The 23617-nt window shown below is 62.0% G+C and carries 25 protein-coding genes; 9 read left to right on the forward strand and 16 right to left on the reverse strand.

Annotated elements, in window-relative coordinates:
* Window positions 1–104: 104 nt before the first annotated feature.
* Window positions 105–536: a nuclear transport factor 2 family protein gene (locus tag AC1RLZ_RS22025; RefSeq protein ID WP_371421185.1), complete on the reverse strand. Its 432-nt coding sequence runs from the start codon at window positions 534–536 to the stop codon at window positions 105–107.
* 194 nt (window positions 537–730) lie between these two features.
* A complete protein-coding gene (locus AC1RLZ_RS22030; protein ID WP_493190324.1) occupies window positions 731–1006 on the reverse strand; it encodes a hypothetical protein in 276 nt (91 codons plus the stop codon).
* Window positions 1007–1150: 144 nt separating this feature from the next.
* Between AC1RLZ_RS22030 and AC1RLZ_RS22035 the strand changes: the two genes are divergently transcribed.
* Both AC1RLZ_RS22035 and AC1RLZ_RS22040 read left to right on the forward strand, forming a co-directional pair.
* Window positions 1151–1330: a hypothetical protein gene (locus AC1RLZ_RS22035; protein WP_089261775.1), complete on the forward strand. Its 180-nt coding sequence runs from the start codon at window positions 1151–1153 to the stop codon at window positions 1328–1330.
* A 34-nt stretch (window positions 1331–1364) separates the two neighbouring features.
* A complete protein-coding gene (locus AC1RLZ_RS22040) occupies window positions 1365–1616 on the forward strand; it encodes a (2Fe-2S) ferredoxin domain-containing protein (protein ID WP_493190325.1) in 252 nt (83 codons plus the stop codon).
* A gap of 71 nt (window positions 1617–1687) precedes the next feature.
* Here AC1RLZ_RS22040 and AC1RLZ_RS22045 read toward each other — a convergent pair whose 3' ends face one another.
* Window positions 1688–3007, reverse strand: coding sequence for a dicarboxylate/amino acid:cation symporter (locus tag AC1RLZ_RS22045; RefSeq protein WP_371421182.1), 1320 nt, complete (start codon window positions 3005–3007; stop codon window positions 1688–1690).
* Window positions 3008–3215: 208 nt separating this feature from the next.
* On the opposite strand from AC1RLZ_RS22045, the gene AC1RLZ_RS22050 reads away from it, so the two are divergent.
* On the forward strand, window positions 3216–4241 hold the full coding sequence (locus AC1RLZ_RS22050) for a S1C family serine protease (RefSeq protein WP_493190326.1): 1026 nt from the start codon (window positions 3216–3218) through the stop codon (window positions 4239–4241).
* 4 nt (window positions 4242–4245) lie between these two features.
* Here the strand turns inward: AC1RLZ_RS22050 and AC1RLZ_RS22055 are convergent, their stop codons facing one another.
* Complete coding sequence (locus tag AC1RLZ_RS22055; RefSeq protein ID WP_493190327.1) at window positions 4246–5037, reverse strand: GrlR family regulatory protein; 792 nt, start codon at window positions 5035–5037, stop codon at window positions 4246–4248.
* Between the two features lie 148 nt (window positions 5038–5185).
* Between AC1RLZ_RS22055 and AC1RLZ_RS22060 the strand changes: the two genes are divergently transcribed.
* Window positions 5186–5980 carry a transporter substrate-binding domain-containing protein gene (locus tag AC1RLZ_RS22060; RefSeq protein WP_493190328.1) on the forward strand — a complete coding sequence of 265 codons (795 nt, stop codon included), beginning with the start codon at window positions 5186–5188 and terminating at the stop codon, window positions 5978–5980.
* A 3-nt stretch (window positions 5981–5983) separates the two neighbouring features.
* Here AC1RLZ_RS22060 and AC1RLZ_RS22065 read toward each other — a convergent pair whose 3' ends face one another.
* The 6 genes from AC1RLZ_RS22065 to AC1RLZ_RS22090 all read right to left on the reverse strand — a co-directional run bounded on the left by AC1RLZ_RS22065 (window position 5984) and on the right by AC1RLZ_RS22090 (window position 11411).
* Complete coding sequence (locus AC1RLZ_RS22065; protein WP_493190329.1) at window positions 5984–6211, reverse strand: hypothetical protein; 228 nt, start codon at window positions 6209–6211, stop codon at window positions 5984–5986.
* 557 nt (window positions 6212–6768) lie between these two features.
* The gene (locus AC1RLZ_RS22070; RefSeq protein WP_493190330.1) at window positions 6769–7056 is read right to left on the reverse strand and encodes an addiction module antidote protein; all 288 of its coding nucleotides are present in this window, start codon (window positions 7054–7056) and stop codon (window positions 6769–6771) included.
* Between the two features lie 2 nt (window positions 7057–7058).
* Window positions 7059–7355: a type II toxin-antitoxin system RelE/ParE family toxin gene (locus tag AC1RLZ_RS22075; RefSeq protein WP_493190331.1), complete on the reverse strand. Its 297-nt coding sequence runs from the start codon at window positions 7353–7355 to the stop codon at window positions 7059–7061.
* 42 nt (window positions 7356–7397) lie between these two features.
* A complete protein-coding gene (uvrB, locus tag AC1RLZ_RS22080; protein ID WP_493190332.1) occupies window positions 7398–10415 on the reverse strand; it encodes an excinuclease ABC subunit UvrB in 3018 nt (1005 codons plus the stop codon).
* A gap of 40 nt (window positions 10416–10455) precedes the next feature.
* Window positions 10456–10845 carry a lanmodulin LanM gene (gene lanM / locus AC1RLZ_RS22085; protein ID WP_493190333.1) on the reverse strand — a complete coding sequence of 130 codons (390 nt, stop codon included), beginning with the start codon at window positions 10843–10845 and terminating at the stop codon, window positions 10456–10458.
* 203 nt (window positions 10846–11048) lie between these two features.
* Window positions 11049–11411 (reverse strand): SPW repeat domain-containing protein, encoded by a 363-nt coding sequence (locus AC1RLZ_RS22090; protein ID WP_371421173.1) that lies wholly within the window; start codon window positions 11409–11411, stop codon window positions 11049–11051.
* Between the two features lie 416 nt (window positions 11412–11827).
* Between AC1RLZ_RS22090 and AC1RLZ_RS22095 the strand changes: the two genes are divergently transcribed.
* Both AC1RLZ_RS22095 and AC1RLZ_RS22100 read left to right on the forward strand, forming a co-directional pair.
* Complete coding sequence (locus tag AC1RLZ_RS22095) at window positions 11828–13156, forward strand: MFS transporter (RefSeq protein WP_493190334.1); 1329 nt, start codon at window positions 11828–11830, stop codon at window positions 13154–13156.
* 163 nt (window positions 13157–13319) lie between these two features.
* Entirely contained in the window at window positions 13320–15302 is a 1983-nt protein-coding gene (locus tag AC1RLZ_RS22100; RefSeq protein ID WP_493190335.1) for an alkyl/aryl-sulfatase, read from the forward strand.
* A gap of 120 nt (window positions 15303–15422) precedes the next feature.
* Here the strand turns inward: AC1RLZ_RS22100 and AC1RLZ_RS22105 are convergent, their stop codons facing one another.
* The 5 genes from AC1RLZ_RS22105 to AC1RLZ_RS22125 form a co-directional block, all read right to left on the reverse strand.
* Window positions 15423–16487 (reverse strand): hypothetical protein, encoded by a 1065-nt coding sequence (locus AC1RLZ_RS22105; RefSeq protein WP_493190336.1) that lies wholly within the window; start codon window positions 16485–16487, stop codon window positions 15423–15425.
* Window positions 16488–16652: 165 nt separating this feature from the next.
* Entirely contained in the window at window positions 16653–17417 is a 765-nt protein-coding gene (locus AC1RLZ_RS22110) for an anti-sigma factor (RefSeq protein ID WP_493190337.1), read from the reverse strand.
* The gene (locus AC1RLZ_RS22115; RefSeq protein WP_493190338.1) at window positions 17414–17992 is read right to left on the reverse strand and encodes a sigma-70 family RNA polymerase sigma factor; all 579 of its coding nucleotides are present in this window, start codon (window positions 17990–17992) and stop codon (window positions 17414–17416) included. The genes AC1RLZ_RS22110 and AC1RLZ_RS22115 overlap by 4 nt, the downstream gene beginning before the upstream one ends.
* A gap of 220 nt (window positions 17993–18212) precedes the next feature.
* Complete coding sequence (locus AC1RLZ_RS22120; protein ID WP_493190339.1) at window positions 18213–18860, reverse strand: SCO family protein; 648 nt, start codon at window positions 18858–18860, stop codon at window positions 18213–18215.
* Window positions 18857–19969 carry an MBL fold metallo-hydrolase gene (locus tag AC1RLZ_RS22125; RefSeq protein WP_371421167.1) on the reverse strand — a complete coding sequence of 371 codons (1113 nt, stop codon included), beginning with the start codon at window positions 19967–19969 and terminating at the stop codon, window positions 18857–18859. The genes AC1RLZ_RS22120 and AC1RLZ_RS22125 overlap by 4 nt, the downstream gene beginning before the upstream one ends.
* Window positions 19970–20184: 215 nt before the next feature.
* Here AC1RLZ_RS22125 and AC1RLZ_RS22130 point away from each other — a divergent pair, with 215 nt between their 5' ends.
* From AC1RLZ_RS22130 to AC1RLZ_RS22140, 3 genes are all read left to right on the forward strand, one after another.
* Window positions 20185–20895, forward strand: coding sequence for a glutathione binding-like protein (locus AC1RLZ_RS22130; RefSeq protein WP_493190340.1), 711 nt, complete (start codon window positions 20185–20187; stop codon window positions 20893–20895).
* Window positions 20896–20917: 22 nt separating this feature from the next.
* A complete protein-coding gene (locus AC1RLZ_RS22135; RefSeq protein ID WP_493190341.1) occupies window positions 20918–21613 on the forward strand; it encodes a glutathione S-transferase family protein in 696 nt (231 codons plus the stop codon).
* A 144-nt stretch (window positions 21614–21757) separates the two neighbouring features.
* Window positions 21758–23230 carry a sensor domain-containing diguanylate cyclase gene (locus tag AC1RLZ_RS22140; protein ID WP_493190342.1) on the forward strand — a complete coding sequence of 491 codons (1473 nt, stop codon included), beginning with the start codon at window positions 21758–21760 and terminating at the stop codon, window positions 23228–23230.
* Window positions 23231–23358: 128 nt separating this feature from the next.
* Here AC1RLZ_RS22140 and AC1RLZ_RS22145 read toward each other — a convergent pair whose 3' ends face one another.
* Entirely contained in the window at window positions 23359–23559 is a 201-nt protein-coding gene (locus tag AC1RLZ_RS22145) for a cysteine-rich CWC family protein (RefSeq protein ID WP_493190343.1), read from the reverse strand.
* Between the last annotated feature and the right edge of the window lie 58 nt (window positions 23560–23617).

Genomic DNA, 23617 nt, shown 5'->3' on the forward strand with positions numbered 1-23617 from the left:
GATCGCGGATCGGTTGGCAGATAATACCATCAGGCCCGGCGGAATTGTGGCGTCGCAACATTTCGCCGGGAATGATCATTGGCGATTGGCAATCGCCGCGCTGCTCAGGCGATCTTGGGCAGATGGATAGGCCGGCCCAATGCCTGTTCGACCAGGTCGAACGTATCGACGACCACGCGCATGCTGGTCAGACGCCCGGCCTTGAACTGCGCGAATTGTGCCAGTCGCAGGCTGATGGGGCGGTTCGAATCCAGTGCGGTCAGCGAGAAGCGCATCATTGCGGAGCCAGACTCATCACCAAGGATCATCGACTCGCGCTCGAAGCGATGCACCCGCACATTGTCCGCGATCTGCTTGCAGACATCGAGCACGGCCGCTTTGCCGTGGCGTGCGCCGAGAAACGGAAACATGTCGATCGGGCCGTAGACCGCCCATTCGATATTGTCGTCGATGATGTCAGCGAGGTGGTCGAGCTGGCGTTCATTGATGGCGCGATGCAACGCGCGCGAAAAACGCCAGAGGCTATGCTCTGTCATTGGGATCGTCCTGAAAATGGCTGAAAACACTTGCGCGCCGGAGCAACGTCGCCCGGGCGGTCTGCACAAATTGCTTGGAAACTTAAGTAATATAATTTCGCTGAAATTCAATTGATTATTTTGCAATGCACAAATGTTCGTGGTGAGGAGCTGCTCACCAAAACGTTAAGCTGCATTGTGCCGTCGGCATAACCTTACCGGTATGTCTGATCGTGGTCCTGCACGGGGAGCCGCCTCATGGCGACATCTTCATTGCGGGCGGCCATGATGCCGAACAGGAGGGCCCCGCCGACGGCGCCGAGAAGTGCGCCAATGGGCATAAAGGTGAAAAACACCAGCATGGCGCTGTAGCCCTCGAAATTACTGGTCTTGAACAATTCGACCCAGGCAACACCGGCGCCGATTCCCAAAGCGGCTCCGCCGAGCAACCCCAGAACCAGACCCAGCAAGATCAGCAACGCGATTTTCATGCAGCGCCCCCACTCAACATTTTATGCGTCAAACAACGGCACCGGAAGGTTCAACGGCTGACGGCGATTTCATGTGCTGGAGCCTGGTTAAGGAACGCAGCTTGGGCAGCTGCGTTGCCCTCGACCTGCAAGGGGAGATTCCCGATGACCAAGCACATCCAGCCCGTTCCCGAGGATAACTGCAGCGACAAGGGACCTGGCAGCGCGCCGAAGGTCACGCTCGATAACACCAAGGGTCATCGCGACGACGAGAAGCACAATATTCGCGAGCAGGCGGCGCACGGCAATCTCACGCAGAACACCAGCAACCGCCGTTCGGGGTGATCGTAATGCAGCGGGCGGTTTCTATAGATGAAGGATGGCCGGTAAACCCGTCGTCACTGCCCGCTTGCGCCGCGCGCCGCCCGTCCTTGTCTGCAAGAAGTGCCTCGGTCGCATCGATGATGGCAAGGCGTTGCGCAAATCTCTCAAGTCGGACTTGAAACGTCGCAGCGCGAAGCAGGACGTGAAAAGTCCACGCGTTGTACTGACGAGCTGCCTCGGCATCTGTCCGAAGCGAGCCATCGTCGTGGCGAGCGCCGCAACGTTGCAGGGCGGGCAATATCTGTAGCTGTCAAGTGCGGAGGACAGCGAGAAGGCGGCAACGGCGCTGATGCCGGATCGATGTCCTAGATAGGGCAATCAGGCGGCCGATTTTTTCGGCAGCTCTCCCAACGGCCGACTCTCCATCTCTTCGCCGAAATCGATCGGATGCAGCAGCGCCTCGTGGAGCTGATGGCGATCGAGTTCGCCCTCCCAGCGGCTGATGACGATGGTGGCGACGCCGTTGCCGATCAGATTAGTGAGCGCGCGGCATTCGCTCATGAACTTGTCGATGCCGACGATAATGGCCAGTGCGGTGATCGGAATATCGGGGATGATCGACAGCGTTGCAGCCAGCGTCACGAAGCCTGCGCCGGTGACGCCCGATGCGCCCTTCGATGTCAGCATCGCCACGCCGAGCACCGCGGCCATCTGGCCGAAGGTGAGATGCGTGTTGGTGGCCTGCGCCAGGAACAGCGTGGCCAGCGTCATATAGATATTGGTGCCGTCGAGATTGAAGCTGTAGCCGGTCGGGATCACGAGGCCGACCACCGGCTTCGATGCGCCCAGGGCTTCCATCTTGGTGATCATGCGCGGCAACACGGTCTCGGACGACGAGGTGCCGAGCACGATCAGCAGCTCGTCCTTGATGTAGCCGATGAAACGCAGGATCGAGAAGCCGAAGGCACGCGCGATACCGCCGAGCACCAGCAGCACGAACAGCAGCGAGGCCAGATAGAAGGTGAAGATCAGATAGCCGAGATTGACGAGGGCGCCGAGGCCGAACGAGCCGATGGTGAAGGCCATTGCGCCGAATGCGCCGATCGGTGCGAGCTGGACGATCATGCCGATGATGCGGAAGAACATCTTCCCGGCGAGATCGATACCTTCGGCGATCTTTTCGCCGGGCTTGCCCATATGGGAGATCGCGAAGCCGGAGAGGATCGCGACCAGCAGCACCTGCAGGAGATCGCCCTTGGCCAGCGAGTCGAAATAGGACGTCGGAATGATCGCCATCAGATGGCCGACGAAACTCTCCTCCTTGGCACGGCTGACATAGCTGGCCACGGATTTCGCGTCTAACGTGGAGGGATCGATATTGAAGCCGGCGCCGGGCTGCAGGAAGTGACCGACCAGGAGGCCGATCAGCAGTGCTACGGTGGAGACCGTTTCGAAATACAGCAGCGTCTTGCCGCCGATGCGGCCGACTTTGCTCATGTCGCCGATCGAGGCGATTCCGTGCACAACGGTGCAGAAGATCGCCGGCGCGATCATCATCTTGATCAGTGCGATGAAGCCGTCGCCGAGCGGCTTCAGGGCCTTGCCAGCATCCGGATAGAAGTAACCGACCGTTACGCCAATCGCGATGGCGATCAGCACCTGGATATAGAGAACGCGATACCAGGGTTGTTTGGCCATCGTGGTTTCTTCCCTTGAACAGCGCTCATCACCATCGACAGCCGCGCGCAAAACATAGGTGCGCCGAGCTGCGGCGTAAAGTCACGGTTTGAACAGACCTGCGGCTAAAGCGGAATGCGGGCCGGCCATGTGCGCTGCGCATGCTGCACCTGCACTGCACTTGCGATGGTACGTGCCGGGGCCATTTAAATCACAAAGGAAGCACGCCATGCTTGATATCACCACACATCCCGTCGATGACGATTCCGGGACACCTGGCGTTGCCGCAGTGCAGAATGATGCGGCGCTGCTCGATGCCTATTCCAACGCCGTGATCGGCGTCACAGAACGCGTCGGTCCCGCGGTCGTGCGCGTCGAGACCGGAGCGAAGACGTCCAATCCGCGCCAGCGCGCCGGGCTCGGTTCCGGCATTGTCATCTCGCCGGACGGCCTTGTGCTGACCAACAGCCATGTCGTCGGCAATTCCAGGCACATCCGCCTGCGCGACACCGAAGGCGTCGTCACCGAAGCGCGCGTGCTCGGCGCCGACCCTGATACCGATCTCGCTTTGCTGCGGGCCGATGGCGCACGCGATTTGCGCTATGCGGGTCTGGGGAATTCCAAGAACCTGAGGCGCGGCCAGCTGGTCGTTGCCATCGGCAATCCGCTCGGCTTCGAATCCACTGTCACTGCCGGTGTCGTCTCGGCGCTCGGCCGGTCGATCCGCTCGGAGAGCGGGCGCTCGATCGAGGACGTGATCCAGACCGATGCCGCGCTCAATCCCGGCAATTCCGGCGGCCCCTTGGTGTCGTCGCGGGGCGAGGTGATCGGTATCAACACCGCGATCATCCAGGGCGCGCAAGGTATCTGCTTTGCGGTCGCCAGCAATACCGCGCAATTCGTGCTGTCGGAGATCATCCGTCACGGCTATGTTCGCCGCGCTTTCATCGGGGTGTCCGGCCAGACTGCGCCGATCCCGCGTCGCCATGCGGTGCTCGCCGGTGTGGAGAACACCATGGGCGCGCTGCTCGACCAGATCGATCCCGATGGTCCCGCGGCGAGAGCTGGTCTGCTGCCCGGCGACGTCGTGATCGCGCTCGATCATGTGCCGGTGAATGGCGTCGATGATCTGATCCGGATTCTGGATCGTGATCGCATCGCTCGCGCGATCGAAATCGATGTGCTGCGGATGGGACAGTTACGGGCGATCGACATCCACCCGGTTGAACGCAAGATACTGGCGCGAGCCAGCTAACGTCTCACGCCTTGTGCAGCAGCGACAGCTCGGCCTTCAGGCGCAGGCTGCGCTTGCCGGCGAGGGCCGTGGCTTCGAACGCCGCGCAGCCGTCGCTGCAACTGCCGGAAAAGCCGATGCCCACTTCATAGCCGGCGAAGATCGTACCCCCGCCGGCTGTAGGCGTGTGTTCCTGATTGACGATTTCGCCCTTCCAGCGGCCGCCGGACGAACCATAGGCGCCGAGATAATAGAAGCGCGCGTCGCCGCCGAGAATGCGGCCGTCGAACAGCAGCATCACGCCGGTCAGCCCGTCCTCGACGCCGTCGAGGGTTTTCATGTGCAGCGAATACAGCCCGTTGGCGATGCCGCCATCGCCCACCGTGCCCGTGTCCGGGAAGTCCTCTTCGTCGAGCCGTGTCATCACCGACTCGAAGGCCGGCCCACGGCCCTGCATATCGCCGCCGGTGAACCTGTAGTTCTTGCCGTCATGCAGGCCACGGACGCGGATGGAGCCGTCGTCGTCGCCATAGAGCGTGCGAAACTGCGAGTCGATGTGGTGGCGCTGGCCATGGATCACCGCATGGATGGCGCCATCGGCCTCTTCATAGGTGCCGACATGGGCGAAAGCGGTGTTGCCGCCCAGCATGCGGCCGTCCTTGCAATACATGACGCTGCGGCCGACCACGTCGCCCGCCCGGTAGTCGCATTTGTAGAAACCATTGAACACGTCGAGCCACCCATTGCGCCAACGGACACCAGTGTAGACGGTCGCGCAGTGCGATAACAGGCATTCCCGGCCGGGCATATCAGCCATCCAATCCGCCTGCCGCCGTTCGCGCCGGGCAGATCGCACGGTCGTCGAAGCCCCAGGTGGCCGATTGTCGCCCGCCGGCTTTGCAGGCATGGTCGCGCCGAAACTAGGGGGGCCTGCGATGCGTGTATTGCGATGGATGGTGCTGTTCATGACCGCAGCAGTCCCGGCCTTCGCCCAGCCCGCGGTCCAATCCGTTCAGGCATCGCCCGAGGTGTTGCGCGATCTCGTCCCCACCGGAAAGCTCCGCGCCGCGATCAATTACGGTAACAGTGTCCTGGCCCAGAAGGGCCCGGACGGCGCGCCGCGCGGCGTCTCCGCGGATCTCGCCGCCGAGCTGGCGAAGCGCCTCGGCGTCGCCGTGGACTATGTGCCTTATGACGCGGCGGGCAAGGTGTTCGAGGGCGCCAGGGCTGGCGTCTGGGATGTCGGTTTCATCGCCATCGAGCCGGTGCGCGCGCAGGAAATCATCTTCACCGCGCCCTATGTGATTATCGAGGGCACCTACATGGTCCCCGTGCATTCGCCGCTGAAGACCGTCGATGACGTCGACCGGGACGGCGTCCGGATGTCCGTCGGCCTCGGCTCGGCCTACGACCTCTATCTCACCCGCACTATCAAGCATGCCACCGTGCTGCGCGCCGATGCCGGCGGTGGCAGCGCGATGATCCGCAAGTTTCTTGACGAGAAGCTCGATGCCGCCGCCGGCGTGCGCCAGCAGCTCGATGCCTATGCCAAGGACCATCCGGAGATGCGCGTGATGTCTGGCCATTTCCAGGAGATCCAGCAGGCGATGGCCATGCCGCGCATCACCGACAGACCGCGCACGGCCGGCGTCGCCTATCTCAAGGCCTTCGTCGAGGAGATGAAGGCGTCGGGCTTCGTCGTCGAAGCCCTGAAGCGCAGCGGCCAGGTTGCCGACGTTGCGCCGCCGGCGGGGAAGTGAGCGTCAGACTTTCAGCGTCCAGCGCGTAATGCGGCGGACGACGACAAAACCGATCGCGAAAACGATGATCTGGGTATAGAGGTTGCTGGCCGGCTTGCCGTATTGCTCGAACAGCGCGGCCCCGAGCGCAGCCACCATGCACGACGTCAGCCCGACCAGATAGTCGCGGGTTTTGCCGTGATCGCGCTCCAGTGCGTTGAGCCGCTTCTCGATGGTGCCGGTTTCGTTCATCGCCAATTGTCGCCGTGATGCGGCGTGATGGCCGCGCGTCATGATTGGTTGACGTAGCGCCGAAACGGTTCAACAGGCCGCGCATGCACCGTCGCATTTGTCTCTCGGATTCGGATGTCAAACAGCCACGCGACATCGTTCTCGCGGGCGAAACCCCGAGGTGAGCTGTAGTCTTTCCCTCGAAAACTGAGGGGAATGGCGCGCCGCAAGGGGCACCTTTTTAGTCAGGCGCTGCGTCCGGTCCGGCTGCGACATCGTTCCGTCTACAGCGCAACGCCTTGCGGCGCTTCATCGCGGCGATTTCTGTTCCAGAGACCGTGCTTCCGGGCACTGGGCAGGGCTAATGAAAGCCCTCCGTTCCGGACAGGCTTTCGCCTGCCTTCACCCGCACCCGTCCAGCCGTTTCCGGCGCAGCCTCATAGTGGGCCAGGACGGTGACCCCGGACCTCCCGAGTCCGTGCTTGCGAGGCACGTCCGCAGGCGCCGTATCGTGCTCCACCCCGAAAGCACCCTCATGAGCAGGACAGAGAGGGGTATATAGTCTTATAGGAATTATGCTACGCTACGCGTGTCTGCGCCACCAAACTGATGCCTAACGCGTGCAACACCTTCAGCACCGTCGCGAATTCCGGTTTGGCGTCACCGCCGAGCGCGCGATAAAGGTTCTCGCGCGACAGGCCGGTCTTCTCGGCAACGTCGGTCATGCCCTGCGCGCGGGCAACGGCGCCGATCGCCTTGGCGATCAAGGCCGGGTCTTCCGATTCAAAAGCCTCGGTAAGATAGGCGGCGATCATCTCGGGACTGTCGAGATAGTCGGCGGCATCGAATGGGGTCACGGTGGCCATGCTCACTCCTTCATTTGATGCGCGAGTTGCTTGGCAGCGGCGATGTCTGCGCTTTGCGAGCTCTTGTCGCCACCGCAGAGCAGGATGATCAGTTCGTCGCCGCGACGCACGAAATAGACCCGATAGCCCGGACCGTAGTGAATGCGCATCTCACTGACGCCATCACCGACCGGCGCAACGTCGCCGGGATTGCCAAGTTCCAGCCGATCGATCCGCGAAATAATCTTCGCCCGCGCCCGGATGTCGCGCAGATTTTTCAGCCAAATCGAGAATTCGTCGGTTCTGTTGATCACCGGCATCTGTAGCGTATACGCTACAGATGCCTTTTCGTCAATGCGCGTTCAGCTCCGCTTCTTCCACCCGCCCCGATGCCCCGGCGCGCCGCCGGTTGATCTTGGCGCGGGGCCAAACTCCGGCCCGGACTCGCGGCTGTTCTTCGGCTGGAAGATCTTGCTCTCGGTGCCCGGTCCCATTTCGTCGAGTGTCGGCTTGCGCGGACGCTGGACTTCCTTGCCGCGGGCGGGCTTCACCTCATGCCAGTTCGCGATGCCCATCTCGTCGAGCCCGGGCTTGTGCACTTTCGACGAGGCGCCGCCCGCTGATGAACTCTTGCCGTATTTGCCGCGCGCCTTGCCTTGTGCGGCCTTGTCGAGGCGCGCGGGCAGGTTGGCGGCATCGCCATATTTCTTGTCGCCCTTATAGGCACCGCCGCGGGCGGCGACGCCGCGCTGCTTGACGGTGGGGTCGTCGACCACGGCGAGTTCGGTGGCACGCAGGCGCTTGACCTCGTCGCGGAGGCGCGCGGCTTCTTCGAAGTTCAGGTCGGCTGCGGCCTCGCGCATCCGCACTTCCAGATCGGCCAGCACGGCTTCGAAATTGTGTCCGATGGTGATGGCGTCCTCGGCCATGCCGCCGCCGATATCCACCAGCACGCGGTCGCCTTCATAGACCGAGTTGAGGATGTCGCCGATCGACTTCTTCACGCTTTCCGGCGTGATGCCATGCAGCGTGTTGTATTCCACCTGCTTCTCGCGGCGGCGATCGGTCTCGGCGATGGCGCGCTGCATCGAACCGGTCATCTGGTCGGCATAGAGAATGACGCGGCCGTCGACATTGCGCGCGGCGCGGCCGATGGTCTGGATCAGCGATGTCTCCGAACGCAAGAAGCCTTCCTTGTCGGCATCGAGCACGGCGACCAGCGCGCATTCGGGAATGTCGAGACCTTCGCGCAGCAGGTTGATGCCGACCAGCGCATCGAATGCGCCGAGGCGAAGATCCCTGATGATCTCGATCCGCTCGATGGTGTCGATGTCCGAATGCATGTAGCGCACGCGAATGCCCTGCTCATGCAAAAACTCTGTCAGGTCTTCGGCCATGCGCTTGGTCAGCACGGTGATCAGCGAGCGATAGCCCTGGGCCGCGGTGGCGCGGACTTCGCCCAGGAGATCGTCGACCTGGGTGCGGGCCGGGCGGATATTGATCGGCGGGTCGATCAGGCCGGTGGGGCGAATGACCTGCTCGACGAACACGCCGCCGGATTCCTGCAGCTCCCAGCCGGACGGCGTGGCCGACACCGCGATCGATTGCGGGCGCATCATGTCCCATTCCTCGAAGCGCAGCGGCCGGTTGTCCATGCAGGAGGGCAGGCGGAAGCCGTATTCCGCCAGCGTCGCCTTGCGGCGGAAGTCACCCTTGAACATGGCGCCGATCTGCGGCACGGACACGTGGCTTTCGTCGGCAAACACCAGCGCATTGTCGGGGACATATTCGAACAAAGTCGGCGGCGGCTCGCCGGGGCGACGCCCGGTGAGATAGCGCGAATAGTTCTCGATGCCGGCGCATGAGCCGGTGGCTTCCATCATTTCGAGATCGAAGGTGGTGCGCTGCTCCAGCCGCTGCGCCTCCAGGAGGCGGCCCTGATTGTGCAGCTGCTCGAGCCGCCACTTCAGCTCTTCTTTGATCGACTTCATCGCCTGGATCAGCGTCGGCCGCGGCGTCACGTAGTGCGAGTTGGCGTAGATCTTGATGAATTCGAGCTCATCCTGCTTGTGGCCGGTGAGCGGATCGAACTCCTCGATGCTCTCCACGGTGTCGCCGAACAGGTTCACGCGCCAGGCGCGGTCCTCATAGTGGGCCGGGAAGATGTCGATCACGTCGCCGCGCACCCGGAAAGTGCCGCGCGTGAAATCGTGCTGGGTACGCTTGTACTGCAGGGCCACGAGGTCGGCGATGAGCTGGCGCTGGTCGATGCGCTCGTCCTTCTTCAGCGCGAAGGTCATCGCGGTGTAGGTTTCCACCGAGCCGATACCGTAGATGCACGACACCGACGCCACGATGATGACGTCGTCGCGCTCCAGCAGCGCACGCGTCGCCGAGTGGCGCATGCGGTCGATCTGCTCGTTGATGGAGGAATCTTTCTCGATATAGGTGTCAGTGCGCGGGACGTAGGCTTCCGGCTGATAGTAGTCGTAATAGCTGACGAAATATTCGACGGCGTTGTCGGGGAAGAAGCTCTTGAACTCGCCATAGAGCTGGGCGGCCAGCGTCTTGTTCGGCGCGAGGATGATCGCCGGGCGTTGCGTGGCCTCGATCACCTTGGCCATGGTGTAGGTCTTGCCGGAGCCGGTGACGCCGAGCAGCACCTGCGTGCGGTCGTTGCGCTCGATGCCCTCGACCAGTTCCTTGATCGCGGTGGGCTGGTCGCCCTTCGGCTCATATTCGGATTTCAGCTCGAAGCGCACGCCGCCTTCGGATTTCTCCGGACGCGGCGGACGATGCGGCGTCCAGACTTTCTGGTCCTTGAACTCCGGGCGGCCATCGCGCACCAGCGCTTCCAGCGCATCGGCCGTGGCCTGCACGCCGAGCGCCTCCATCTTGTTGCGCGGCGGGCGCGCCATGGCAGCGGCATCATCTTCCTCGGTGGCGAAACCGAGTTGCTTGGCCAGTTCCGGATCCAGCGTCGGGATCGTGGCCGAGGTGTTGTAATTGGCCTGCTGGGCTTCCTCGAGACCCTTCTGCTCGCTCAGTCGCGGGGCATAGGGCGCGACAACCGGTTGCGGAAACGGCTGCAACGGCGTCGGGCGCATTCCCTCGTCGCCCTCGAATTTCTTTGGCGTCGATTTGCGCGCGCGATGCACCGCTGCCTCGCCGCCGGAGCGGCGCTCGAAGGAATTGGTCGGCGGCGGCTGCAGGCCGGTGCCCGATCCCATGCCGGCATCGCCGCGATTGATCGCGGGATTCAGCAGTTCCGCCAGCGCGGGCCCGATCGGCTTGACGTCGGGACGGCCGGCGCCGGGCTTGGCGGCGGGTGTCTTGATTGATTTTGCGGGCTTTTTCGGAGAGTCGGGTTTCTTCGCCATGGCCCGAATATGGGGCGAGTCCGGTGGCGATAAAAGGGCCCTATTTCAGCAGCTTCAATAGCTTCTTGCCGGCCGGCGTGGCGAATTCCCTGGCATCGATGGTGCCGTCATTATCGGGATTGGCCGCGCGGAACCGGGTTTCCACCACGGCGAGATATTCCGCCTTGTCGAGCGTGCCGTCCTTGTCCGGATTGGCGGCAGCGAACTCGCTCTTGCTCATGCGGCCGCGCAGCTCTCTGGCGTCCAGCGTGCCGTCATGATCGCGGTCGAGCTTGTCGAACAGTTTGCCGGCGGCTGCCTTGGCCTCGGCAAGGTCGACGGTGCCATCCTTGTCGGGATCGAGCTGCGCGAGGAAAGAGGCGGCCTGCGCCGGCACCAGCGCGGCAAGAGGTATCGCGAGAGATAGCAGAACCGTGCGGCGTGTGGTCATGATCGCCTCCCTTCCATCGTTGATGGCAAGAATGCATCAATCGGACAGCCGGTTCAAGAATCCCGCGTCGACTTACAGCGCGGCACCACATGGCGCGTTTACGAGTAGCGTATCGCATCATTGAGCGACACGCCGCCGAGGGAATTTCTCTCCTCCGACCACCATTGATGATGGTCGGCAGAGGGATCAGGCAACTGCCTGGCTCAACTGGTCAAGTGATGCCAGCGATCGTGCCATGAACTGATGAAATCGCGATCCGTCATCAGTTCCCAGGCTGCGAACAAGATCACCAGAATGCCCGACACCATACTGCTTGCTGTGGCCGATCCCGACTCGTAGCCGATTGCCCAGGGTGCTACGAGCAGAGCCAGTCCGAGGAGAATCTCTCCCAATTCCTCCAGATAGGAGGGAATGAAGAATCCCTCTATGGCAAACAGAATGACGCACAATCCCAGCGCGATTGTGATCCAGGTCGCCGCCCCGGCGAAGCCCAGGATGAACGGCGATACGGCCAACCACACGCCCAGCAACAGGCTGGCGGCATCTTGCCAATGTTGAATACGCATGATGCTCACCTCCCTTCATTGTTGTTCTGAGTCATATAGTGAGTGCTTCCGGCGCTTCGAGAGGCAACCTTCTCTGGCTCATCTGATTGCTGCGTTTGCTCACTGCCAGGGAGGACTTGGGACACCAGCCGGGCGCAGCCCGATAGAGCCAAAAGTCTTATGCGGTGGTGGTCCAATTAGGATTAGACTGCCTGAGTGCTTTCGCTTCCAGCCAGATGGAAAGGAGGCAGCGTTGGCTCACGGCGCCGGAGGCCGTTGGAGCTCCCCTCAGATGGTAAAAGCTCCCTCAAGGGGGGCAGGCGGCGCAGACGCACACACAGGTGAGGCACCTGCAGATGTCGCGCATTGATCGCGCGCCGCGAGAAAGCAAAGCACCGAAAATGGGAGGCAATGTCTTGAAGTAACAGGAGGCACACATGGCAATGCAAATCCAGACGGATTTCCGCCGCGTGATCGTCGCCGCGGCGGTCGGAAACGTCATCGAATGGTATGACTTCTATATCTTCGGGAGCCTGGCCGCGGTTCTGTCGGTCAAGTTCTTCGAGCAATCCCACCCCGTCGCAGCTCTGCTCAGTACGATTGCACTATTCACCGCCGGATTCCTGATCCGCCCACTGGGCGCATTCCTCTTCGGATGGATGGGTGATCGGGTTGGCCGCAAGTACACGTTCCTTGTTACGCTCAGCGGAATGGGGCTGGGCACGGGGGCGATCGGATTGATCCCGACCTACGAGTCAATCGGCCTGACTGCTGCGTTCCTTCTCTTCGGCCTGCGGATGCTCCAGGGCCTGTGTCTGGGCGGCGAGTATGGCGGCGCCATCACCTATGTCGCCGAGCATGTGCCGGACGAAAGCCGGGGCTATTACACCGGTTGGCTGCAGACCTCCCCGACTCTCGGGATCGTGGTGTCGTTGGCGGTGATCATCGCGACACGCACGTATTTCGGCAACCAGGCCTTCGACGCATGGGCGTGGCGCGTTCCGTTCCTGGTTTCCTTCCTGTTGGTGGCTATCGCCATTTACATCCGGCTCCAGCTTCAGGAGACGCCGATCTTCCAGGAGATCAAGGCCAAGGGGCAGATGACCAGGAATCCATGGAAGGAGGCCTTCCTCACCTCCAACATCAAATATGTTGGGATCGCCACCATCGTGCTGATCGGGCAAGGAGTGGTCTGGTACAGCGGTCAGTTCTGGGCGTTGTACTTCCTGCAGCAGGTATCCAAGGTGGACCCGCTGACCTCGGCCTACATCGTGGGAGCCGCACTGCTCATTGCAACGCCGAGCCTGATTTTTTTCGGCTGGCTGTCCGACATCATTGGCCGCAAGCCAGTGATCCTGGGAGGCATGTTGCTCGCCGCGATTACGTACTATCCGTTGTATTTGTGGCTGGGAACGGTCACGCAGCCCGGCAACATCAACTATCCGATCGCGGTCTTCATTATCTTCATCCTCGTTTGCTACGTCGGGATGGTGTACGGGCCGGTCGGGGCGTTCCTGGCAGAATACTTCCCCGGCAGGATTCGGTATACGTCGGTATCGGTGCCGTATCACATCGGCAACGGTTGGGGTGGCGGACTGGTGCCGTTCATCACCTCGGCGGCTTTCGCGGCCACGGGCAGCATCGGCTACGCGCTGATCTACCCGATCGTGGTTCCTGCCGTATGCTTCGTCATCTGTGTCTTCCTGATGCCGGAAACTCGCAAGATCAGCATCTGGCATCCGATAGAGCCAAGACCGGCGACCTAAGACCGGCAACCTGACAAGGTCGCCCTTGTGCGGGGCTCACCGGGCCCTGCACTTTTTTCGCCGGGATAGGTGAAGTTCATGGTGAAAGGGATATTGCTCCCTTGATAGGCTGAAACCAGCGCGTGGCGCATGCCGAGGACCACGCGAAGCCCGGGAGTTTCAAATGCCGCTGTCGCGCTCCGCCAGCCTGCTGGCCGTTAGCCTGTTTGCCGTCGCGCCGCTGTCGTCAGCACTCGCCCAGTCGAAGGACGCCGAGCCCGCCAGCCGCGCAGTGAACGACGCCTTCCTCAAGACACTGCCGTTCAACGACCGCGCCGATTTCGACGATGCCCGACGCGGCTTCATCGCGACATTGCCGGATGGCGTCATTCCCGGCCCCGGCGGCAATCCGGCGTTTGACACACAGCAGTACGATTTCCTGAAAAACGATCAGGTGCCGCCGACGGTCAATCCCAGCCTGTGGCGGCAGGCACAGCTCAACGCCATCAATGGTCTCTTCAAGGTCACCGAGCGCGTCTATCAGGTGCGCGGGCTGGATATCGCCAATCTCACCATCGTCGAGGGCGATACTGGCCTGATCCTGATCGATCCCTTGCTCTCCAACGAGACCGCCAAAGCCGCGCTCGATCTTTATCTGAAGAACCGGCCGGCAAAGCCGGTGCTAGCCGTGATCTACAGTCACAGCCACGCCGACCATTTCGGCGGCGGCAAGGGCGTGATGTCGGAAGATGATGCGGCATCCGGCAAGGTCAAGGTGATCGCGCCCGATGGGTTCATGGAGCATGCGGTGGCGGAAAACGTCATCGCCGGCAACGCCATGAGCCGCCGCGCGCAATACCAGTTCGGCTCTGCGCTGCCGGTCGGCGAGCGCGCCCAGGTCGACACGGGTCTAGGCAAGGCACTGGCGAAGGGTACGATCTCGTTGATCCCGCCGAACGATCTGATCAAGCAAGGTTACGAGAGCCGCAGCATCGACGGCGTCGAGATGGAATTCCATCTGGTGCCGGGCTCGGAGGCGCCGTCCGAGATGATCATGTATTTTCCGCAGTTCAAGCTGTTGAACATGGCGGAAGATGCCACCCACAACATGCACAATCTCTACACCATCCGTGGCGCCGAGATTCGTGACGGCCGGCTGTGGTCGAAATATATCGGCGAGGCGATCCAGCGCTACGGCGACGGGACCGATATTGTCATCGCCCAGCATCACTGGCCGATGTGGGGCAATGCGCGCATCGTCGCGTTCCTGAACAAGCAGCGCGACCTTTACAAGTTCATCCATGACCAGACCGTGCGGCTGCTCAATCATGGCCTGACCTCGACGGAGATCGCCGAGCAGTTGAAGCTGCCGCCGTCACTGGCGAACGACTGGGCGTCGCGCGGCTATTACGGCACGCTGAGCCACAACGCCAAGGCTGTCTATCAATTCTATCTCGGCTGGTACGACGCCAATCCCGCCGACCTCAACCCGCTGCCGCGCGTGGAGGAGGCGAAGAAGCAGGTGGAATATATGGGCGGCGCGGACACGACGATCAAACGCGCGCGTGACGACTTCAACGCCGGGCAATATCGCTGGGTCGCCAGCGTGATGAGCAAAGTGGTCTTCGCCGATCCGTCGAACCAGGAAGCGCGGGATCTCGGCGCCGACGCGCTCGAGCAGCTCGGCTATCAGAGCGAGGCGGCAACATGGCGCAACGCCTATCTGCTCGGCGCGCTCGAATTACGTCGCGGCATCGGTCCCCAGCGGCCGTCGCTTGCGAATGCCGAACTGCTGAAAGGCATTTCCATCGATCTTGCGTTCGATTTCCTTGGCGTGCGGCTCAATGCGGCCAAGGCGGAAGGCAGAAAGATCGTCATCAACTGGACGTTCACCGATCTCAACGAAGCCTATGTCATGAATCTGGAAAATTCCGCGCTGACGCACACGTCGGGAAAACTCTCCGATCAGGCCGATGCCAGCGTCAGGCTGACCCGCGCCGCGCTCGACGCCATTACGCTGAAGCAGAAGACATTTGCCGAAAGCGTTGCAGGCGGCGCAGTGTCTCTCGATGGCGACCCGGTGAAGCTGCGCGAGCTGTTCGGGATGCTCGACGAATTCCCCACCGGCTTCGAGATCGTGGAGCCGAAGAAGGCGCGTGTGGAATAGAACCGGAGCCCGACGGCAACAGGTTCCGTCAGCGTTTCGAGATCGACAGCCGCGAGGTCGGCCTGTTTCGGACCGATCGCGCGATCCCACATGGGCCAGACCTGGAGGGGTCAAGCTTCATCACATCTGTGAGGCGCGCAGTGTCGCCCGCAGCCGCAGCAGCGATTCCGGCATCCGCGCCTCGACCCAGGCGCTGATGTCGCGCTGGTGGCGGTTCACATACAGCCCCAGCGCAATGATGCCGATGCCGATCAGCGACAGGGCGAACGGGAACAGCATTGAATCCTTGAACAGCTTCTCCGCGAGATCGCCGAGATAGATCGCAATGCCGATGGTGCCGAACACCGCGAAGACCCGTCGCGATAGCGCGACCGAGATCAGCAGGAAGCCGGCATTCAGCGCGCAATACAGCGCCTTGTCGAGATTGCTGCCGTTCGAGCTGGCGGTGATGCCGCCCCAGAATGTCAGCACGCCGAACAGATAGAGCCAGAACGCGAAGTCGCCGCTGCGCTGGCGCAGGTTGACGATCACCGCAGCAACCAGAATGCCGAGGCCGAACCAGATCGAGACCTTGCGGGACAGTTCCCAGTTGCCGTAGCTGGCACCCGCGATCCAGGGCACGACATCCATCGACAGAAACCACAGCGCAACCGCCATGATGAACACGATGAACGGAAAGCGATAGAACCGCAGCGCCACGATGGCTGCCGCGATGGTCGCGAGCTCCATGAAGACGAAGCTGCCCTTGATCCAGACATAGAAATCGCGCATCGCCGCCGGCTTGCCGAATTCGGTCCAGGCACCGTAGGCGTCCTGTATGCCGAACACGGCCAGCGGCGTCATCGCCACAGCGACCGCAATCAGCAGTCCGCCCGGCGTGCGCAGCTTCTTGACCGTCCAGAGATAGTGACCGGCCGCGGTGAAGGCCACGGCATAAACAATGGCGGTGGCCGTCAGCGCCGGCCCGCCCATCTGCGAAAACGCCAGCGTCGAGAACAGGCCCATGGCTGATATCACCACCAGCGCGCCGGCGTACCAGAGCAGGTGCACGATATCGAATTTCGGGCCGGTGGCGGGCTGCTCCGGCACACGCGCTGTGAGGAAAGCCAGCAGGGCGTCGAGCTGCGCGGAAGGAAGCACGCCGGCCGTGACGGCCGCGCGCAGATCATCGGTCGAATATCGCATGCACGTTCTCCGCAACGCGCCATTCGACGCCGCAAGATGGATCGATCAGGTCACAAGCAACGGGTTACAGGAACAATATGTCCGCCGCCATGTCACCCCTTTGTCGGACGAAGCGACTGATACGTTCAATGAGCGGGTATAGGTTCGAAGGACGAATGCGCAAGCTTACAGCGCCCGCGCCGCATTGCCCTTGAACAGGATCGGCCCGGTCGGTTGCCCGATCGGCGAGCCGCCTTCTGGCTCAAGCGTGATCTCGAACAGCTGATCCGGGACGGTTTCAGGCAGCGCCTCGAGATCGAGCTGCAGCGTGCGCGACTGGCTGGTGACCGCGATGGACTTCGGGCCGACGTCGCGATCCCACCGGGTCCAGACCTGCAGCGTGCGGCCGGCGGGCACGTCGATCGGGCGCAGCGGGATCAGTTCGACGCGGCCGTCTGAGAAGGTGTTGACGATGGCGCCGGTTTCCTTCGTGGCGTCGTTGACCAGCACGGCGACATAGATCGGTTTGCGCTGCGCCAGCGCGATCAGCTCACGGCGGAGCTGGCGCGACGTTGCGAGCGCGCCGATCAGGATCACCACAAGCATCAAGGCCGCGAACACGCCGCCGATCCCGGTGCCGCGCCAGAAGCCGATATTGTCCCACAGCGTTGCGCCGCGCAGCGCGGCGCGGGCGCCGGGCAGCGGGATCGCCGGTTTCACCTTGGTGGAGTCGGCGATGCGGTCCCACAGTGCAGGGCTGGGGGCGAGCGCTTCGGCTGTGGCGTCGAGATCGGCCAATCGCTCGCGCCAGGTGCTGACGGCCCTGGCGAAATCGGCATCGTCGCTCATGCGCGCTTCGGCAGCGGCGAGCTCCGTGCCTTCGAGCAGACCCATGACATAGTCGGCAGCGAGATCGTCGGTGGAATGCGTGTTGTCGTCGTGCATGCTCATCCCATGCACTCCTGCAGCGAGAACAGACTGCGGCGGACCCAGCTCTTCACGGTGCCCAAGGGCACCTTCAGCCGTCCGGCCAGTTCGCCATGGCTCATGCCATGGACATAGGCCAGCACGACCACATCGCGGCGCGGCCGGTCGATACGCTCCAGGCATTTGCGCAGCGCCGATGTCTCGGGCATCCGCGTCATGGTCGCCTCGCAGTCGATATCGAGCGCACTGTCGTCGGACGCATCATAGCGATGCTCGTTGCGGTGAATGCTGAGCGCGCGGTTGCGCACCACCGCATAGAGCCAGCCGCGGGCGCTGCCGCGATGCGGATCGAACGAGGCGGCGGCGCGCCAGATCCGCAAGTAGGCATCGTGCACGGCTTCCTCCGCGAGATCCTGCCGGAACAGGATGCGGCGGGCGACCCCGATCATCTTCGGTGCCTCACTATTGTAGATCATCTGCAGTGCAGCGCGATCGCCGGCTGCGCATCGCGCCAGCGCAGTCGAAAGCTGTGCCTCGCGCGCGTAGTCGAGACCCGCCTCGTCGCGCTGGGTCTCGGTGATGGTGCCATTCCCGGTCATGTCCATGCCCTTGCATGGCCAGTCTACCTTTGCCGCGCGGAAATTGGATGTACCCGGATGAATTTATTTTCAGGGCACGAACCCAGTCGGCAGGCCCCGTCGGCGCGCTGGTCAGGCCGGCAACCGCCGCCGGCAAGGTGACGGATATCGCGATTATGGGCAGGTAAGCTTCAGTCAATCACTTCTCTTACGATGCCGCGCGCGCAAGGGCGCGGCATCTCTATTTTCCGGTTCCGAGATACGGTCTGATCATATCGACCATCTTCTCGGCAGAGGTGCCGGGCGGAAAGAAGCCGAGATATTTTCCGTCACGGTCCATCAGATAGACGAAGGCCGAGTGATCGACGGTGTAGTCGGTCGGTCTGTCGTCAAAGTCGATGCGCTTGTAATAAACGCGATACGCTTCGGCGGCGGCATGAATCGCGGCAGTACTGCCGGTCAGGCCGATCAGCTTCGGGTGAAACATCGGCACATATTGCGCCAGTTGCTCCTGCGTGTCGCGCTCGGGATCCAGAGTGATGAAGAGCGGCTGCACATGAGCGGCGTCGGCGCCGAGCTGGTCCATCGCCAGTCCGATGGCCTGCAGGTCGGTCGGGCAGATGTCCGGACAATAGGTGAAACCGAAATACACAAGCAACAGCCGGCCACGATAATCGCGCTCGCTGCGGACTTGGCCCGACTGGTCGATGAGCTGGAACGCGCCGCCGATCGGCTCGCGATTCCACATCACTGCGTCCATCAATTCGGCTGCGGAACGGGACGACCCCTGCGTCGATGTGGGCGCCGCACTCGAGCACCCGAGCCACAGCGCGGCCACGGCAGCTATGCCGGTCCGATACCAGAAGGCGCGTACGGCGCGCGAGGTCACGCGCTGAAGGTCAGGCGGCTGCCGGTCGAGACGTTGATGACGTTGTCCGGCATCTGCGCACGCGCCTCGAGCAGAAAGTTCAGGCCGCTGCAATGCATCGGGATGACCACGTCGGGCTCGAGCTTCTTGATCTCGCCGACGATCTGCTTGAGGTAATCGGCCGGGGCAGGGCCGAGGTGAAAGCCGCCGACGACGGCATGGACCTTCTGCACGCCCGATATCTCCTGCGCCTGCCGCACCGAATTGACGATGCCGACATGGCCGCAGGAACTGATCACCACCAGCCCTTTGCCGCGGATGTTGAAGCAGGTGGCGTGTTCATGGACGTGTTCGTCCGGTACAAAATTGCCCTGCAGTTCGGCAGCCGTGTAGTGGCCGTAGTCGCAGCCCGCGCTGTCCGGCTTGTAGTCCACGAAGGTGTTCGGCAGCACGCGCTCGACGCTGTTGCGCTTGATCTTGCCTGTTGTGAAGGCATGGCCCTCGATGACCGTCGGGGTTTCGCAGAGAACGGTCTGCACCTTCTGCGCGGCGATCTGCTTGCGGTCGAGGATGCCGCCTTCGCCGAACTGGCCGGTCGATGCGCGGCTGACCCGGTGGCAGAAATTGTCCTCGCCGCCGGCATAGAGCTTGATGTCGGGCGGCAAGACGCTGCGATATTGCTCGAGAAAGCCGATCAGTCCGCCGTAATGGTCGATATGACCGTGACTGACGATCAGCGCGTTGAGCGAGGCCGGATCGACCTTGAGCAGCCCGATATTGTTGATGATCGCGGGCGAGGTGTAGCCGAAATCGAGCAGGATATTACGCTTGTCCTGCTCACGCTGGGATTCCAGAAACAGCGACAGGCCCCACTCATTGTGCAGCACGTTGCGCGCATCGGCGCTGCGGGCCGGCCCCGGCCCCTCATGCACCACGCCATTCACCGTGCTGCCGCGCAGGAATTGATCGTGCTGCTGGTCGACGAGGACGCGGATCGAAAGCCGATCGACCGTCGGCACCTGGATAGGCGCCGCGCTGGCAACCTCCACGCAGGAAAATCCGGCCGCAGCCATGCCGGCAAAGGCCGCCGAGGTTTTAAGAAAGTCGCGGCGGCGGATATCTGCGGTCATGGTATGCCTCCCCGGAAATCGTCCGCTTTTTGCGGAGTTCCGTTTGATACCAGATGGGCGGCTCCACGGACAAGGAATGATCTTTCGAAGATCATCGGAAGCAGAGCAAATTGCATTGACTTGATCCGATGATCCGGCAACATTTCATGCAATCGCATTCAATCGGCATTCGGTCGGGTTTGCAGGTTGCCTCATCACGCAAGACGGATTGAACGATGATCGATCTCTATTACTGGAGCACGCCGAACGGTCACAAGATCACGATCTTTCTTGAGGAGACCGGGCTGCCCTACAAGATCATCCCGGTGAATATCGGCAAGGGCGACCAGTTCAAGGACGAGTTTCTCGCGATTGCGCCGAACAACCGCATTCCGGCGCTGGTCGATCATGCGCCCAAGAGCGGCGGCCAGCCGATCTCGGTGTTCGAGTCCGGCGCGATGCTGCTGTATCTCGCCGAGAAGACCGGGAAGTTCCTGTCGGGCGATCTCGCCGTACGCTATGACGCGATCCAGTGGGTGTTCTGGCAGATGGGCGGTCTCGGGCCGATGGCCGGACAGAACCATCACTTCCGCAATTACGCGCAGGAAAAGATCACCTACGCCATTGACCGTTATGTGAACGAGACCAACCGGCTCTATGGCGTGCTCAACAAACGCCTTGCGGATCGCAAATTCATCGCCGGCGACTATTCGATTGCCGATATTGCGAGCTATCCCTGGATCGTGCCCTACAAGAACCAGGGCCAGGACATCAACGACTTCCCGCATCTCAAGCGCTGGCTCGAAACCATTGGCGAGCGCCCCGCCGTGAAACGCGCTTATGAGATCGCCAAAGAGGTCAATCCGAATTTCGGCCAGCCGCCGATCCGCACCGAGGAAGAGCGCAAACTGCTGTTCGGCCAGACGTCGGCCGTGGTAAAGAGTTAGCTCAGAATTACGAGAAGCAATCATGGCGCTGCAACTGTTCGAGCTGGTCGGCACGGAAGAAGATCGTCCCTTCAGTCCGTTCTGCTGGCGCATCCGGATGGCACTGGCACATAAGGGCTTCGACGCAACATCGATCCCGTGGCGCTTCACCGAGAAGGACGCGATCAGCCCCTACAACTCCGAAAAGGTGCCGGTACTGCTCGACGGCGATCGCGCGATCGCGGATTCCTGGGCCATCGCCAATTATCTCGAAGATACCTATCCGGATCGCCCGTCGCTGTTCGGCGGCGAGGGCGGCCGCGCCATGGGGCGGATGCTGAACTGGTGGGGCGATACGGTCGTGGTCGCCGGCATGTTTCCGTTCATCGTCGCGGATATTCATGGTCATCTGCGTCCGGTGGATCAGGTCTATTTCCGCGAGAGCCGGGAAGCGCGGTTCAAGAAGTCGCTGGAAGAGGTCGCATCCAATCGCGACAAGGGCGTTGATGCCTTCCGCAAGTCGCTCGATCCGATGCGTCTCACCCTGAAGACGCAGCCGTTCCTTGGTGGCGCCGCGCCAAACTATGCCGACTATATTGTGTTCGGCCCGTTCCAGTGGGCGCGTGCGATCTCGCCATTCAAGCTGCTGGCCGAAGACGACGCGATCTATGCGTGGCGCGAAAAAATGCTTGATGCTTTTAACGGCATGGCGCGGAACTCGGCGGGCTATCCGGTCTGAGTTCCGACATACGGCGCGCGGGCGCGCTGCTGCAGGTATTCAAGTCCAGTCCAGCTTGAGTAGTTCGCACGCGCTATTTTTGAGAACTCCCGCTATAAGGGAATACCTCAAACGATTCACGCTGCCTCTCGCGCCAAGGTCTCCATGTCCGTTCCGTCTATCGATTTCGCCGGCGATGCCACGATGTTCGACCTTGCCCCGGTCTCGCTCTGGATCGAGGACTACAGCGATGTGAAGGCGCTGTTCGAGCAGTGGCAGGCGCAGGGCGTCGACGACATCGAGACATTCCTGCTGGCCAATCCCGAACGGGTCCGTGAGTGCTCGCAGCACATCCGCATTCTCAAGGTCAATCGCAGGACGCTGTCGCTGTTCGGCGCGCGCGACCTGTCTCACCTGACGCTGAGTCTTGGCCTCGTCATGCGCGATGACACGTTCAAGAGTCATGTGTCGGAACTGGCCCAGCTCTGGAGCGGCCGGAATCATTTTTCCAGCCATACGGTCAACTACACGCTGAAAGGCGAGCGCCTCGACATCCAGCTGCACGGCACCGTTCTCCCGGGGCACGAAGATCGCTGGGATCGCGTGATGATCGCCATCGAGGATGTGACCGAACGCGAATCGGCGCGGCGTCGCCTCGCGGAAAGCGAGAACTATGCGTTCGGTCTGTTCGCGCATTCGCCGGTGTCGCTGTGGGTCGAGGATTTCAGCGGCGTCAAGCGACTGGTGGACGAGGTCCGCGCGCGCGGCATCGAGGATTTGCGCGTGTTCACGGATGTGCACGAGGAATTCGTTTTGCGCTGCATGAGCGAGATCCGCGTGCTCGATGTCAACAGTCGCACGCTCGAACTGTTCGGCGCGCCCGACAAGGACACGTTGCTCCGTCAATTGTCGGATGTGTTCCGCGACGAGATGGAGCCGCACTTCCGCGAACAGTTAATCGACCTCTGGGAGGGCAAGCTGTTCCAGCAGCGTGAGGTCGTCAACTACACGCTCGACGGCACCAAGCTTCATCTGCTGCTGCAGTTTTCGGTATTGCCCGGGCATGAGCGCGATTGGTCACAGGTGCAGGTCGCGCTGACCGACATCACCGCGCGCAAGAAGGCGGAAGCCTATCTGGAATATCTCGGCACCCACGACGTGCTGACACGCACCACGAACCGCTCATTCTTCGTGGACGAACTCAACCGGCTCGAACGCAAGGGAGCACAGCCGGTCACCGTGATCGTTGCCGATCTCAACGGGCTGAAGACGGCCAATGACGAACTCGGCCACGCCACCGGCGACGGGTTGCTGCGCAGGGCCGGCGAAGTGTTCGATTCACTGGTCGAAAAGCCGGCGACGGTGTCGCGCATCGGCGGCGACGAATTCGCCATCTTACTGCCCGGCGTCGATGCTGCCGGCGGCGAGGCGGTGCTCGCCTCGCTGGCGGGACTGATCGAGGTCAACAACCAGTACTATCCTGATCTGACGCTGAGCCTCTCCACCGGGATTGCCACCAGCCGGACCGGCGAGCGGCTCGAAGCCGTGGTCAAGCGCGCCGATATGGAGATGCTGCAGGCCAAACGCAGCTACTATGCGCAACCCGATCGCGACCGGCGCAACGCGGGCATGGTGTAAGCAGGCTTCGGCACCACTTCCGCGCAAGCTTCAATCGGAGGTAATGCCTGCCTTGCGATGCCCTCAGGCTTGATCGTCCCGTTTCGCCCCAAGATGCGTGAATGAGCGAGGCAGATCAGGCGTGCTTGTCAGGTCGTGGGATGCGCTGCTGCCTTGGCGCGCAGGCAATCGCGACACAGGCAATCGCCACCTGTGGTCGGCATCGGCAGTTTCGCGGTCTCCTCGGCGCACCAGCAATTGCCTGACAGGTCGCATCCGAATTCAGTCCCGCAATCCGAGCAGATCAGACTGCGGCTGAGCGGCTGTGCGGTTTCTATCCGATAATTCATGAAAGCAGCCCAAATTTCAGCGCGATTTTCATGCCGGGTTCATTTGTTCCACCCGAAT

The sequence above is a fragment of the Tardiphaga sp. GW822-FHT04G09 genome (assembly GCF_058800725.1).